Raw genomic sequence first — 14,571 nt, 5'->3', positions numbered from 1 at the left:
GTGAAGCCCGGGGCGGCTGGGATGGCCCGCCCACGGATCCGGACACGAAGCGCGCGACGTAGGTAAGCCGGCGCCCGACGCCACACGCTAAGACGTTCATCAATGATTCTCAAGGCCCCGCGTGGCCTTTACCCGATTCACCGATATCTCCCTGGGAGTACCCGGCCGGGCGGTAGGGTGCCGACCGACGGGTGTCGGCCGAGATGCCCATTCCGGGCGGGCCGTGGCCGCTCCGCTTAGGGCGTGCCGTGCGTCCGCCCCCGGGTCACCGAACCGCGGGCGCGGTCCGCCCGGCAACCGCTGCCCGCCCACGAGGACCGCCCAGATGTCGTACCTGCCCGTGACGCTCACCGCGCTGGCCGTGGTCCTGCCGGTCGAGTTGTCCGATCGCGCCTTCGTCGCGATCCGGGTCCTGGGCGCCCGCTTCGCCCCGTTGGCGGTCTGGCTCGGTGCGGTGGCCGCGCTCGGTCTGCGCTGCCTGGTGGCGGTCGGCGTCGGTGGCCTGCTCGCCCGCCTCCCCGGCCGGCCCGGGGCGCTGGTCGCCGCCGGGCTCCTCGCCGCCGCGGCGGCGCTGCTGCTGCGCGGCGCCCGGCAGGCCGACGTCGACCGGGCCGAGGCGGAGCGGGGGTACGCCGACCGGGTCACCCTGGGGCGGCATGGCTGGCGTGCCGCCGCGGCCAGCTTCCGGATGCTGCTCGGCGCCCGCTGGTACGCCCACTCGGCCCTGGTCGTGGCCGGCCTGGTGGCCGCCGGGCGGCCCGCGTCGCCGATCCTGCTCGGCGCGGTGCTGGCGAGCGCCATGGTCGCCCGCGTGGCGGTCACCCGGGCCCCGGCGCGGCCCGGGGTGGCGGTCGCCGGTGCGGTGCCGGGCACCGCCGACGAACTCGTGGTCCCGACGGCGCTGCCCTGGCCGTACGGCGGGCTCCTCCCCGGCGCTCCGTCCGGCCGGGGGCGCCACGTCCGGCCGTCCGGCCCGGGGTCCCGCGGCCGGCCGCCCGGCCGGCTCCGGTTCGCCGGGTACCGGAGCGTGAGCCGCCTCGCCGCGCTCCGGTACCTCGGTGCGGCGGGCTGCGCGGCGCTGGCTACCATGACCGTCGTCGCCGGGCTGCTGTGAGCTGTCCCACCGGCTTTTCCCGGCGCGCTCCGCCGCGGGTGCGATACCGCCCACAGGGTTCGTCCAACGGGACCACCGGGTGCGTCCGCCGGTCCATCTGCCAGGTAGGCTGGCTGCGCTCGCCCATTTGTGGGCCGGCACCCAGCTGCGCACACAGTCAGGAGTGCCCTGTGCCTCGCGTCGTCGTCGACGTCATGCTCAAGCCCGAGATCCTCGATCCCCAGGGCCAGGCCGTCGCAAACGCGCTGCCGCGGCTTGGCGTCAGCGATGTCTCGTCCGTGCGCATCGGGCGCCGGATCGAGATCGAGTTCACCGGCGAGCCGGACCTGGAGCGGGCTCGTGAGATCGCGGACAAGCTGCTGGCCAACCCCGTGATCGAGGACTTCTCGGTCCGGCTGGCCGACGCGGCCGACACCGAGGGCGCGCACCCGTGACCGCCCGGATCGGTGTGGTGACCTTCCCTGGTTCGCTCGACGACGGGGACGCGGCCCGTGCGGTGCGGCTGGCCGGCGCGGAGGCGGTACGGCTCTGGCACGGCGACGCGGACCTGCACGGCGTCGACGCCGTGGTCCTGCCCGGCGGCTTCTCCTACGGCGACTACCTGCGTACCGGCGCCATCGCCCGGTTCGCCCCGGTGATGGAGAAGATCATTGAGGGCGCCCGGGACGGGCTGCCCGTCCTCGGCATCTGCAACGGGTTCCAGATCCTCTGCGAGGCGCACCTGCTGCCCGGGGCGCTGACCCGCAACCAGCACCTGCACTTCCGCAACCGGGACCAGTGGCTGCGCGTCGAGGCCACCGGCACCGCCTGGACCAACGTCTTCCAGGCCGGCCAGGAACTGCTCATCCCCGTCAAGAACGGCGAGGGCTGCTACGTCGCCGACCAGCGCACCCTCGACGAGCTGGAGGCGACCGGGCGCGTGGTCGCCCGGTACCTGCGCGGCAACCCGAACGGCTCGCAGCGCGACATCGCGGCGATCACGAACGAGGCCGGCAACGTGGTCGGCATCATGCCGCACCCCGAGCACGCGGTGGAGGCGCTGACCGGTCCGTCCCTCGACGGCCTCGGCTTCTTCACCTCGATCCTCAAGCACCTGGCCGGAGCACCGGCATGACCGGTGCGGCCACCGACCGGTTCCACCCTCGACGTCATGGCGACGAGTGCAGCGAGGAGACGTCATGACCATCCAGTCCGACACCGAGTCGAGCGAGGCGAACGCCGTGTCCACGCCGGCCGAGCAGCCCGCCCACCCCGAGTCCGAGAACCCCGTACCGGCCGTCCGTGACGGCGGCTCCGCGCCCGCGGGCGACGACATCGCGATCACGGTCGACGGGTACCTCGACGGGCCGGACACGGTGCAGCGCGCCACCGCCACCCCGGACGAGCTCCAGCCCTATCCGGAGCTGGGCCTGCGCGACGACGAGTACGAGCGGATCCGGCAGATCCTGGAGCGCCGGCCGACCCAGTCCGAGCTGGCCATGTACTCGATCATGTGGAGCGAGCACTGCTCGTACAAGTCGAGCAAGGTCCACCTCCGGCAGTTCGGTGAGAAGGCACCGCCGAGCGACCGGCTGCTCGCCGGGATCGGCGAAAACGCCGGCGTCGTGCAGATCTCCGACAAGCTCGCGGTGACCTTCAAGGTCGAGTCGCACAACCACCCGAGCTTCGTCGAGCCGTACCAGGGCGCCGCGACCGGCGTCGGCGGCATCGTCCGCGACATCCTGGCGATGGGCGCCCGCCCGGTCGCCGTGATGGACCCGCTGCGCTTCGGCGCCGCCGACCACCCCGACACCGCCCGGGTGCTGCCCGGCGTCGTCGCCGGCGTGGGTGGGTACGGCAACTGCCTCGGCCTGCCCAACATCGGCGGCGAGGTGGTCTTCGACCCCACGTACCAGGGCAACCCGCTGGTCAACGCGCTCTGCCTCGGCGTGCTGCCGGTCGACCGGCTGCAGAAGAAGGAGGCCGCCGGCGCCGGCAACGTCGTGGTGCTGATGGGCGCCAAGACCGGTCGCGACGGCATCGGCGGCGTCTCCGTGCTCGCCAGTGCCACCTTCGACGACGGCAGCGAGCAGCGCCGCCCGTCGGTACAGGTCGGCGACCCGTTCACCGAGAAGCTGCTGATCGAGGCATGCCTGGAGCTCTACGACGCCCAACTCGTCGTCGGCATCCAGGACCTCGGCGGCGCCGGGCTGACCTGCGCGCTGACGGAGACCGCGGCGGCGGCCGGCACCGGCATGCGGGTGTGGCTGGAGCGGGTGCCGCTGCGCGAGCCGTCGATGCAGCCGCACGAGATCCTGGCGAGCGAGTCGCAGGAGCGGATGCTGCTGATCGTGGCGCCGGAGAAGCTCGACGCCGTGCTCAAGACCGCCGAGAAGTGGGGCGTGCTCGCCACCGCGATCGGCGAGGTCACCGCCGACCAGGGCGACGGCCGGCCGGGCCGGCTGCTGATCACCTGGAACGACCACACCGTGGTCGACGTACCGCCGGGCTCGCTGGTCGACGACGGTCCGGTCTACGCCCGCCCGATGCGGGAGCCGGCCGACCTGATCCTGCTCCAGGCGGACCGCGCCGAGACGCTGCCGCGCCCGGCCAACCCGGACGCGCTGCGCGAGACGCTGCTCCGGATGATCGCGTCGCCGAACCTCTGCGACAAGTCCTGGGTCACCGAGCAGTACGACCGCTACGTGCTCGGCAACACGGTGCTCGCCCAGCCCGAGGACGCCGGCGTGATTCGCGTCGACGAGGAGACCAACCTCGGCGTCGCGCTCTCGGTCGACGGCAACGGCCGGTACGCGCGCCTCGACCCGTACCACGGGGCGAAGCTGGCGCTCGCCGAGTCGTACCGGAACGTGGCGGTCAGCGGCGCGAAGCCGGTGGCGGTGACCAACTGCCTGAACTTCGGCTCGCCGGAGGACCCGGGCGTGATGTGGCAGTTCGCCGAGGCGGTCCGCGGTCTCGCCGACGGCTGCGCCGAGCTGGGCATCCCGGTCACCGGCGGCAACGTCAGCTTCTACAACCAGACCGGCGCCGCGGCGATCCACCCGACCCCCGTGGTCGGCGTGCTCGGCGTGCTGGACGACGTGACGCAGCGGGTACCGATGGGCTTCGCCCCGAGCCCCGGCGGCGACCATGACCTGATCTTCCTGCTCGGCGACACCGCCGTGGAGCTCTCCGGCTCCGAGTGGGCCTGGGTCACCCACGAGCACCTGGGCGGCGTCCCGCCCCGGGTCGACCTGGACCGTGAGCGGGTGCTCGGCGACCTGATCGCCGACGCGTCCCGGCTGGGGCACCTCCGGTCGGCGCACGACCTCTCCGACGGCGGTCTGGCCCAGGCTCTGGTCGAGTCCTGCCTGCGGCGCAACGTCGGCGCGCGGATCGCGCTCCCACCGGAGTTCGGCGGGGGCTCGATGCCGTTCGTCTACCTCTTCAGCGAGTCCACCGGCCGGGCCATCGTGACCGTGCCGCGCGGGCACGAGAAGGCGTTCACGGCGCTCTGCGTCGAGCACGGCCTGCCGTGGACCCTGATCGGCGTCACCGACGCGGCCGGCGGCGAGCTGGAGGTACGCGGGCAGTTCACGATCGGCCTCGACGAGCTGCGCGGAGCCTTCACCGGTACGCTGCCCCGGCTCTTCGGCGGCGCGACCGAGGAGCAGCAGCGCGACATCGCCGGCGCGGCCCTGGTCGCCGCGACCCGGTCCACCGGCGCGCCGGCCACCCTCGCCGACCTTCCGACGGCGACGCCCGAACCGACGACACCCGAGCCGGCAGCCGCCGAACCGACGACACCCGAGCCGGCAGCAGCCGAACCGACGACACCCGAGCCGGCAGCCGCCGAACCGGCAGCGGCCGGTCCGGGAGGGGACGCCGAGGCAACGCCCGCCACCGCGACCGGCGACGCGGCGGCGGACGACCCCGCCCCGGCGGCCGACGCCGTGGCGACGGACGCCACCGGTACGGGGACGGCGGGCGCCGAGGAGACGGCGACCGGCCGAGCCGACACCGAGGTGACGGAGGCGGCGGAGACAGCGGCGGTCGAGGTGGCGGAGGCGGCCCCGCCGCAGCCCGGTGCCACCTCGGCCACCGGAGCCCCGACGACCCCGGTGACCGCGACGCCGGCCACCACCACCCCGGCAGAGGACACGGCGGCGGACGATGCGCAGGTCGCGAAGCACCCAGCCGCCGACGCGCCGCCCGCCCGGGATAACGACTGAGGCGTTGGTCGCCGCGATCCAGGGCCAGCCCGGGGCGGGAGCCCGCTTCGAGTGGGGTCTCGTCGGCGCCACGGAGCTGGGGCGCGTCTGTGCGGCGCTGGTCGTCGTCGACGTGCTCTCGTTCACCACGTCGGTGGATGTCGCGGTCGGCCGGGGGATGCGGGTGCACCCGTTCCCCTGGGGCGCCCAGGCGGCCGAGTACGCCCAGCGGCTGGGGGCGGTAGCGGCCGTCGGCCGGGCCGCGGTCACGCGGGAACACCCCTGGTCGCTCTCGCCGGCGGCGCTGAGCACCGCGCCGGTCGTGGACGACCTGGTACTGCCCTCGCCGAACGGCTCCGCCATCTGCGCGGCGGCCAGCACCACCGGCGTACCGGTGGTCGCGGCCAGCCTGCGCAACGCGCCCGCCGTCGGGGGCTGGCTGCGCCGCCAGGGGTACGGCACGTCGCAGGCCCCGGTCGGGGTGATCGCGGCGGGGGAGCGCTGGCCCGACGGCTCGCTGCGCCCCTGCGTGGAGGACCTGCTCGGGGCGGCGGCGGTGCTCGACGCGCTGTCCGGGGTACCGGGCGGGCTCTCGGTCGAGGCGGCGATGGCGCTGGCCACGCTCGCCAGCGCCGGTGACGTGCCGGCGGCGGTACGGGCCTGCGTCTCCGGGCGGGAACTGGTCGAGCGGGGCTACGCGGGCGACGTCGAGCTGGCCGTGCAACTGGGCGTCTCGCGGGTGGTGCCCGTCCTCACCAACGGTGTCTTCTCCGCCGGCTGACCCTGCCGTTCAGGGCTCCAGGAGCACCTGCTCCAGCGCGTGCCGGCCGATCGCGGCCATCTCCGGATTGTCGTGCGAGTGGACCGCTATCGCGCTGCCGATGTTCAACGCCCAGCCCCGGGCCCGGTCCCAGGTCTGCCGGTCGACGGCGGCGAGCCGGTCCAGGCGGTCCCGGAACGCGGCACGGCCGGCCGGACCGAAGACCATCCAGGCGGCGGCGAGGTCGGTGGCCGGATCGCCGCCGGTGAGGTCGCCGAAGTCGAGTACGGCGGCCAGCCCGGCCCGGCCGTTCTCCGGGTCGTACCGCAGCAGCAGGTTCGCCGGGTGCGGATCGCCGTGCAGCCAGAGCGTGGGGCCGGTCCAGGGCGGCGCCGCCACCAGCCGTTCCCAGAGCCCGTGCAGCTCGTCGGAGTGCGGCAGCAGTCCGGAGGCGAGGCGCTCCGCGACGGCCGGGCCACGGTCGGCCAGCGGTACGCCCCGGACGGGGTTGCGCGGGGCGTCCGACGGGGCCGGCACGTGCAGCCGGGCCATGAACTCCGCCAGCCCGGGGGCGAGATCGTCGCGCCCGACCGGCGGTACGTCGGCGGCGGTCCGGCCGGCGTGCCAGCGCGTGATCGTCCAGGGCCAGGGATAGCCGTCGGACGGCTCGCCGACGCGTACCGGCTCCGGCACCGGTACGTTCAGCCGGCGGGCGAGCCGCGGCAGCCAGCGCTGCTCGTTCAGGACCAGTTCGACCGCCACCCGCCGGCGCGGCAGGCGTACGCAGTACTCGTCGCCGAGCCGGTAGACGGCGTTGTCCCAGCCGTTGCCCACCTGGGTCAGCGGGCCGGCCAGGTCCGGATGCTGCGCCTCGACCAGTCGCGCCACCAGCTCGGCGTCGCTGGCGATGTCCGCCGGAGGTGTCCGCATCGCGACATCATCGCGTACCGGCCCGCGCGGGGGTCACAGATTCACGGCGTCCAACTCGGCGTAGCAGGTGTCGTGGGCGAACCGGATCGTGTTCGTACCGGGGTGCAGCGCGACGTTCACGGCGACCACGGCCCACTGGTCCCAGCCGTAGTTCGGGTAGCTCACCCGCCGGGGCGCCGACCCGTTCACGGTCACCGCGTGTCCGCACGGCGTCTCCGTGCCGTTGGCGGCCCGCACGTACATCCGGTACGTCCGGCGCTGGGTGGCGGTGACGGTGAATTCGAGGTAGCTGCCCGGGTTGTCGAGGTGGCCCACCTTCAGGTTCCCCGACGCGTTGACGGTGGCGACGGTGACCGCGTCGACGAGCGTGTTCGTACCGCTCTCGGCCTCGGTACGGCTGGTCACCCGGCCGGTCAGCGCCGCGTACCAGGCGACGGCCATCTTGGAGTATCCGCCGTTGGACGGGTGCACCCCGTCGGCGAGCAGGTCGGCCGGGGTGAGGGCGGCGTGCAGGTCCACCAGGCGGACGCGCTTGCCAGCGCCGGCCTTGGCGGCCACCATCGGCGGGATCGTGGCGTTGTAGGCCCGGGTCAGCGCCTCCCGTGGCGCGTCCGCGAAGGGCACGATGGTCGAGACAAGGATGTCGGCGGCGGGCACCGCCGCGCCGAGGTGGTCGACGAGGGCCGAGAGCCGGCTCGGCGCCTGGCTCGGCGCGTAGTTCTGGATCACGTCGTTGGTGCCGACGTGCAGCAGCACCACGTCCGGCTGGTAGCTCGTCATCCAGGCGGTGGCCTGGGCGTCGATCTGGTCGATGCGCCAGCCCGGATGCCCCTCGTGGTCCCGGTCGCCCAGCCGCTCGGGGCCGGCGAACTGCGAGCCCACGAAGTCGACGTAGCCGCCGTCGGCCCGGAACAGCTGCCAGAGGTCGGCCCGGTAGCCACCGGTACCGTCCAGCCCGTCCGTGATCGAGTCGCCCAGCGGCAGTACGGTCAGCGCCCGCTCGGCGTCCCAGAGCTGTCCCCTGGTGCCGTCGCAGGTCCACTGCCGCACGGCGGCGGCGGGCGCCGTGGAGGCGTCGGCGACGTCCAGGCAGAGCCCGCTGACCGCGGAGACGATCGTGTACGCGTCCCGCCCCACGCTCACCGCCCGCCACTGCTGCGCCCTGGTGTTGTTGCAGGTCCACTGCTGGAGGCGTACGCCGTTGGTGGTGGAGCTGCCGGGCACGTCGAGGCACATGCCGCTCTGTTCGCTCGTGAGGGTGAGGTAGCCGCCGGCGACGGCGGTGACCTTCCAGTTCTGCGGGTCGAGCGAGTTGCAGTTCCACTGCTGGAGCTTGGTGCCTGAGGTGACGGAGCCCCCGGTGACGTCGAGGCAGTGGCCGCTGACCGCCGCGCGCAGGCGGTAGGTGCGGGTGGCCGCCAGCGAGGTGGGGGTGGCGGTGGCCGGGCCGGTGGCGAAGAACGCGGCACAGGTCCCGTCGGCCTGCCGTCGGGTCGCCAGCTCCAACACCCGGGTACCGTCGGCCGACGGTACGAGGCTGGAGCTGTAGTTGCTACAGACGATCTCCTCGTGGTCCGGCTCGGGCGAGAACTCGACGGTGACCGGGGCGTCCACCTCGGACCAGGCGCCGGCGCCGTTCGCGGTGTTGACGAGGACGGTCGAGCCGCTGTTCGGGCGCATGATCCGGCCGGTGGCGTCTTTCACGAGGCCGCCGATCAGCAGGATGCGGCCGTTCGGGCCGCCGCCGGGCGCCCAGGCGACGGTGGGGGCGTGGAAGAGGCGCCGCCCGCCGACGGTCTGCGTCACCGTACCGGGATCGCCGGGGTCGCCCCAGTTCCAGCCATCCGCCGAGGTGCGGTATCGCACCACACAGGAGTCGGGCAGGCCGCTGCCGCAGACCTCGTACGACATGAAGTAGCTGCCGTTCGGAAGCTGGCGTACCCCGGCCATGCCCGGCCGGTAGCTCGTCGTGGCCGTGCTCGGGATCGCCACCACGTCGCGCGGGCCGCTCCAACTCGCGCCGCCGTCGGTGGAGGTCACGACGGCGAGAACCTGGTCGTACCCGGAACCGGGCCGGGCGTCGTCGGAGTAGTAGCAGTTGAGGTAGCCGCGGGCGTCGACGGAGAGCTCCGGCTCCCAGAGCCCGCGTCCGGCCGGCACGGTGCTGGGCGCGCTCGCGCAGCTCGACAGGTAGCGCCAGCTGCGGGCCCGGTCGGTGCTGCTCCAGACCCGGATCTCGGGTACCCGGCCCGGGGCGTCCGGCAGGCCGACCGTGGTGGCGTAGAGCAGGGTCCCGGCGGGCTGCGTACCGAGCTGTCGCGGCAGCTCGAAGAGGCTCCCGCAGCAGGAGCCGCGCCCCTGCGCGGCCTGCGGGTCGCTGAGGGTGCCGACGCGCTGGAAGCTCGCTCCCGCGTCCGCGCTCTCGAAGAAGGCGACCGAGTCGGTGACCCCGCCGGACGAGGAGGTCGAGACGCTGGCGACGAGCGAGCCGTTGGCGGCGCCGGAGTGCTCCAGCCTGATCGCGCGCGGGTACATCGCCTGGTCGCTGCCGAGCCGCTGCCCGGCGTCGGCGGTGACGTCGGCGCCGGCAGTGACGCTGGCGCCGTTCGTGGCGCCGGAGTTCGCCGTGGCCCGGGAGCCGTCCGCGTTGGCGGCGCTCGCGGCGGCCGGGCGACCGGGGCCGGACGGGCCGTCCGGCGGGGCGGCACCGGCCGCGCCCGGCACGGCCAGCGTCGCGGCCAGCGCCAGCGCGGTGACGCCGGCGTACGGCCGACGGGCCGGGCTCAAGATCTGCGACATTCCGGTCTCGCCTCCCCCTGTCTGACCGGCGCGCCACGGTGGACGGTCCACCCGGGACCGACCGGCCGGGGCAGCCGGGTCCGGAGGAAAGCTACCGACGCGCCGGCCCGGGTGGACGGGGAGAAGCTGCCAGTTCCGGCGGCCCGTGCCGGCAGCGCCTCGGCCACGACCCGGGGCACGACCGGGGCCGCGCGGTCGGCGGCCTGGTGGTTCGGGTTCAGCACCACCGCGTGGTCGTGCGGCCCGACCGGCTCCGGACCACACCCGGCCGGACCGCCACCGGTTGCCGGGACGACCCGCCACCGCACGGCGGCCGAGACGGCGATGGGGTGACCGGAAAGCCCGGTCACCCCATCGGAGGTTCTGTTCGCGCGAGTGTTCAGTCGTCCAGCCAGTCGACGGTACGCCGGCCGGAGCGGCTCTGCGGCGGTGGCCCGTCGACCCGGGTCCGGTCGTCGGCATCCCGCTGGTCGTCGTAGTAGCCGCCGCCCTGCTGGCCGTACCCGCCCCCGCCCTGCTGCCCGTAGCCGTCGCCACGCTGCTCGGGGACCCGGCCGTAGCCGCCGCCCTGGGCGTCGTACCCGCCGCCGGCGCTGGGCTGGTCGTACCGCTGGTCGCCGTACCCGCCGCCGCCCTGCTGGCCGTACCCGTCGCCGGCCTCGTAGCCGCCGCCGGCACTCGGCGCGCCGCCGTACCCGCCGCCGCCCTGCTGGCCGTAGCCGCCGCCCGCGTTGGGCTGGTCGTACCCACCGCCGCCGCTGCCGGCGTCGCCGTAGCCGCGCGACGATCCGGGCTGGCCGTAGCTGGTCTCGTACGGGTCGGCCGGAGGCGCGTACTCCTCCGCGCCGCCGCCGGTGTAGCGGCCGGTGGGCTCGTCGTACCGCTGGTCGCCGTACCCGCCGCCGGCGCCGCCACCCGGGTAGCCGCCCGAGGCCGCCCCGGCGGGTGCGCCGTAGTCCCGGCCGCCGCCGTAGCCGGCGCCCGAGCCCGGCGCGTTGCCGTACGGGCCGCCGGAGGAGGGCGCGTTGCCGTAGCCGCCGCCCGGGGCGCCGTAGCCGGCCCCGGAGCCCGGCGCGTTGCCGTACGGGCCGCCGGAGGAGGGCGCATTGCCGTAGCCGCCGCCGGCGGCGTAGTCGGGCTGGGTGGGGGCGCCGGCGTTGCCGTACCCGCCGTCGTCCCAGCCGCCCTGCTGGGCGCCGCCGTACGCCGGCCCCTGCGGACCGCCCTGGGGCGGCAGCGGCGCGCCGTACGGGTCGGGGAACTCGTCGTCGACGAGCGGGCGGTTGTGCATCATCGTCGGCGCGTCGGCCAGCGACGGCCCGGCGACCATGGTGGCGTCGGCACCCGCGCCGGCCCGGTTCGCCACCCGGGTGGCGTCGCCGCCCCGGTAGCCACGGCCGCCGCCACCACCAGCGTTGTTGCCGTCGTCGTCGTCCTCGTCGTCGTCCTCGTTGTTCTCCTTGCGGCGCATCCAGAGCAGGACGATGGCGCCGACACCGAGCGCGACCAGCAGGCCGCCGAGGACGATGAGCAGCCAGGCCATGCCGCCGGAGCCCTCGTTGCTCGCCGGGGTCTGCGCGCCGGCGGAGGGGGTGGCGCCGTCGGCCGCCGAGCCGTCGTCCGACGGGAGGGCCTCGTCCTCGGTCGGGACGACCTCGTCCTCCGTCGCGGCGGCCGAGGCGGACGGGGAGGGCGAGATGGCCAGCCGGATCACCTGGCCGGTGATCCGTTGCCCGGCGTTCGCGTTGATCTGGAGGCTCTTGGTCGGGCTGCTGCCCTTCCGCGCGCCGATCACGAGTTGTCCTGGCGAGATCGGGTTGCTGGCGGTGCCGGTGAACTTGAAGGTGCCGCTGCCACCCGTGGTCATGAGGATCGGCTGGTGTTGGCCGTCGTTGAGCGCCACGCTGGCGCCGGAGACCGCCGCACCGGACGAGTCGACCACCTTGCCCGACACCTCGGCCACCGTCTGCGGCGCCTGCTGCTTGGCGATTAGCGTCACCGTCGCGGTTTTCGGAGGGCCGCCGAGGAGGCCCTCTGCCTTGACGGTGATGGTGGCGGTCTCGTTGGAGCTGGCCGCCGTGCTGTATTTGAAGGTCGCGGTCTTCGTGCCCGAGCCAGCCGACTGGACCTGACATCTGGCGGTGCAAGCCAGCTTCGAGTTGCTGGAGCTGACCGAGATGTCGGGCGATCCGCCGTCGGCGTCGACGGTGTAGCTCACCTCGACCGTCCCGCCGAACTCCACCTGGCTCGGTGAGGCCGAGACATCAGTGATGCTGGGCGCGGCCATCGCTGGTGTGGCCGGTACGGCGAGTAGGGCGCTAGCAGCCAGCGCTACGACCACACCGGCCCGCTGCCGCCAGGCTTTTCGGTGTGTTGCCACGTCCACCGCCTTCCGGGCTGGATTTCCGGCTACGCTTCTGTGGCCGGAAATCACTACCGTACGAGTACACCGTCGGCAACTATGCCTTGTCCGGACGGATCCGCGCGACCCAGGGGCAGCGCCAATTGCCACACCTGCGAGTCGTATCGTCCGGATGTGTCCTCTCCGCACAATAAGTCCTCAGCTCTCGACGCCGTGCTGGCGGTGCTCGACTCGGGGGGTGCCCCCGAGGTCAAGCTGCTGCGGGACGCGGTCCGTGCCCTGCTTACGGAGCTGACCCGGCGCGCGCCGGGCCGATCGGTGGAGGTGCGGGTTCCACCTTACGGTGCGGTTCAGTGCGTCGCCGGGCCACGACACACCCGCGGTACGCCACCGAACGTCGTCGAAACAGACCCCGTCACCTGGGTCCGGCTGGCCACCGCGCGGCTGGCCTGGGCGGACGCGGTCGCCTCGGGTCGGGTACGGGTCAGCGGCATCCGCGCCGACCTCGCCGCGTACCTCCCGCTGACCGACGGGACCGGCCACTCGACCGACGGAACCGGTCGCGCCGGTCCGACCCGCGACTCCGAGTGACGGTGCGCTACGTAAAGGTGGCTCTCGGTGTAAGTCTGCGGCTCGCGTACACTGTTGCGCGACGGACGTGTGCGTTCACCAGCAGCTAGAACCCCAGTAGCCCAGATGAACCCCCAGTAGTCAGTTGAATCTGAGCCGAACAGCATGAGGGAGCGGCAGGTGCCCCGAGGTGACGGGCGGTTGAGCCACGACCTGGACCCGCAACAGCCCGGCCCGCAGGACGAGTGCGGCGTGTTCGGCGTCTGGGCTCCGGGCGAGGAAGTGGCGAAGCTCACGTATTTCGGTCTTTATGCCCTCCAGCACCGGGGGCAGGAGGCGGCCGGGATCGCGGTCAGCGACGGTTCCAGCGTCGTGGTCTACAAGGATCTCGGTCTGGTCGCCCAGGTCTTCGACGAGCCCACGCTGGCCAGCCTGCGCGGCCACCTCGCGATCGGGCACACCCGCTACTCCACGACCGGCGGTTCGACCTGGGAGAACGCCCAGCCGACCATCCGCGCCACCACCGCCGGCACCACGATCGCGCTGGCCCACAACGGCAACCTGGTCAACAGCGCCGAACTCGGGCGGGAGGCCGCCGCGCGCGGCATGGACCCGGACGGCTCGACCTCCGACACGGCCCTCGTGACGGCGCTGCTGGCCAGCCGGCCGGATCTCTCGGTCGAGGCGGCCGCGCTGGAGGTGCTGCCGACGCTGCGCGGCGCATTCAGCTTCGTCTTCATGGACGAGACCACCCTCTACGCGGCCCGCGACCCGTACGGCGTACGGCCGCTGGTGCTCGGCCGGCTGGAGCGCGGCTGGGTGGTGGCGAGCGAGACCGCCGCCCTGGACATCGTCGGCGCCAGCGTGGTGCGCGAGATCGAGCCCGGCGAGCTGCTCGCGATCGACGAGGACGGCCTCCGCTCGGCCCGGTTCGCGGTACCGGACCCGAAGGGCTGCCTCTTCGAGTACGTCTACATCGCCCGCCCGGACGCCACCATCGCCGGGCGCAACGTGCACGCCGCCCGGGTGCAGATCGGCCGCCAGCTGGCCAAGGAGCACCCGGTCGAGGCGGATCTCGTGATCCCGGTGCCGGAGTCCGGCACGCCGGCCGCGATCGGCTACGCCGAGGAGTCGGGGATCACCTATGGCGCCGGGCTGATGAAGAACGCCTACGTCGGCCGCACCTTCATCCAGCCCTCGCAGACGCTGCGCCAGCTCGGCATCCGGCTCAAGCTGAACCCGCTGCGCGAGAACGTACGTGGCAAGCGGCTCGTGGTGGTCGACGACTCGATCGTGCGGGGCAACACGCAGCGCGCCATCGTCCGGATGCTGCGCGAGGCAGGCGCGCTGGAGGTGCACGTACGCATCTCCTCCCCGCCGGTCAGCTGGCCGTGCTTCTACGGCATCGACTTCGCCACCCGGGCCGAGCTGCTCGCCAACGGGCTGGACAACGAGGGGATCCGCCGGTCCATCGGCGCCGACACGCTGGGTTACGTCTCGCTTTCCGGCTTGATCGCGGCGACCGAGCAGCCGAAGACGCGGCTCTGCCGGGCGTGCTTCGATGGGGAATACCCGATCGGGTTGCCAGCCGGGAACCTGATCGGTAAGCACGTACTCGAAGGTGTGGGTCGCCGCGTCGCCGGCCAGTCGCCGGACGCGGAGCGCCCGCAAGGCACCGGGACGGAGCTTCCCGGACCAGACAACCATCCGGTCGCCGCCAGCCCGGGCGGCGCGCACCCGAGCCATCGCCAATAGCACCGACCGGTGCGGCCCATGCCGTGGGCCACGAGCCCGGCCCGGTTCCACGACCGGGCGGGGATCGCCACAGACAGTCGAGCGACCCTCG

At 73.9% G+C, this 14,571-nt stretch carries 9 protein-coding genes and 1 pseudogene; 7 read left to right on the top strand and 3 right to left on the bottom strand.

The window, feature by feature from the left end; genetic code table 11:
* Positions 1-325: 325 nt before the first annotated feature.
* From AB0J86_RS01415 to AB0J86_RS01395, 5 genes and pseudogenes are all read left to right on the top strand, one after another.
* Positions 326-1,114, top strand: a complete 789-nt coding sequence (locus AB0J86_RS01415) for a TMEM165/GDT1 family protein (protein ID WP_363850691.1) — start codon at positions 326-328, stop codon at positions 1,112-1,114.
* A gap of 170 nt (positions 1,115-1,284) precedes the next feature.
* Positions 1,285-1,548, top strand: a complete 264-nt coding sequence (gene purS, locus AB0J86_RS01410; protein ID WP_363850688.1) for a phosphoribosylformylglycinamidine synthase subunit PurS — start codon at positions 1,285-1,287, stop codon at positions 1,546-1,548.
* Complete coding sequence (gene purQ / locus AB0J86_RS01405) at positions 1,545-2,228, top strand: phosphoribosylformylglycinamidine synthase subunit PurQ (RefSeq protein ID WP_363850686.1); 684 nt, start codon at positions 1,545-1,547, stop codon at positions 2,226-2,228. Before purS ends, purQ begins: the two co-directional genes overlap by 4 nt.
* Before the next feature lie 64 nt (positions 2,229-2,292).
* Positions 2,293-4,755 (top strand): annotated as a pseudogene (purL, locus tag AB0J86_RS01400) (phosphoribosylformylglycinamidine synthase subunit PurL); the annotation flags it as partial.
* Between the two features lie 574 nt (positions 4,756-5,329).
* A complete protein-coding gene (locus tag AB0J86_RS01395) occupies positions 5,330-6,085 on the top strand; it encodes a 2-phosphosulfolactate phosphatase (RefSeq protein WP_363850684.1) in 756 nt (251 codons plus the stop codon).
* A gap of 9 nt (positions 6,086-6,094) precedes the next feature.
* Here AB0J86_RS01395 and AB0J86_RS01390 read toward each other — a convergent pair whose 3' ends face one another.
* The 3 genes from AB0J86_RS01390 to AB0J86_RS01380 form a co-directional block, all read right to left on the bottom strand.
* A complete protein-coding gene (locus AB0J86_RS01390) occupies positions 6,095-6,994 on the bottom strand; it encodes an aminoglycoside phosphotransferase family protein (protein WP_363850681.1) in 900 nt (299 codons plus the stop codon).
* Between the two features lie 33 nt (positions 6,995-7,027).
* On the bottom strand, positions 7,028-9,793 hold the full coding sequence (locus tag AB0J86_RS01385; RefSeq protein WP_363850678.1) for an RICIN domain-containing protein: 2,766 nt from the start codon (positions 9,791-9,793) through the stop codon (positions 7,028-7,030).
* Between the two features lie 379 nt (positions 9,794-10,172).
* A complete protein-coding gene (locus AB0J86_RS01380) occupies positions 10,173-12,173 on the bottom strand; it encodes a hypothetical protein (protein WP_363850675.1) in 2,001 nt (666 codons plus the stop codon).
* 156 nt (positions 12,174-12,329) lie between these two features.
* On the opposite strand from AB0J86_RS01380, the gene AB0J86_RS01375 reads away from it, so the two are divergent.
* Both AB0J86_RS01375 and purF read left to right on the top strand, forming a co-directional pair.
* A complete protein-coding gene (locus AB0J86_RS01375) occupies positions 12,330-12,746 on the top strand; it encodes a sterol carrier family protein (protein ID WP_363850672.1) in 417 nt (138 codons plus the stop codon).
* A gap of 159 nt (positions 12,747-12,905) precedes the next feature.
* Entirely contained in the window at positions 12,906-14,480 is a 1,575-nt protein-coding gene (gene purF, locus AB0J86_RS01370; protein ID WP_363850670.1) for an amidophosphoribosyltransferase, read from the top strand.
* Positions 14,481-14,571 lie beyond the last annotated feature (91 nt).

Origin of the sequence: Micromonospora sp. NPDC049559 (assembly GCF_040676675.1) — a bacterium.
Taxonomy (GTDB): Bacteria; Actinomycetota; Actinomycetes; order Mycobacteriales; family Micromonosporaceae; genus JBFAPK01.
This window is presented reverse-complemented; position numbering and strand designations above follow the sequence as displayed.

Coding starts and splice junctions, on each gene's coding strand:
- AB0J86_RS01385 (WP_363850678.1), bottom strand. CDS start 9,793: ATGTCGCAGATCTTGAGCCCGGCCCGTCGGCCGTACGCCGGCGTCACC.
- AB0J86_RS01415 (WP_363850691.1), top strand. CDS start 326: ATGTCGTACCTGCCCGTGACGCTCACCGCGCTGGCCGTGGTCCTGCCG.
- AB0J86_RS01390 (WP_363850681.1), bottom strand. CDS start 6,994: ATGCGGACACCTCCGGCGGACATCGCCAGCGACGCCGAGCTGGTGGCG.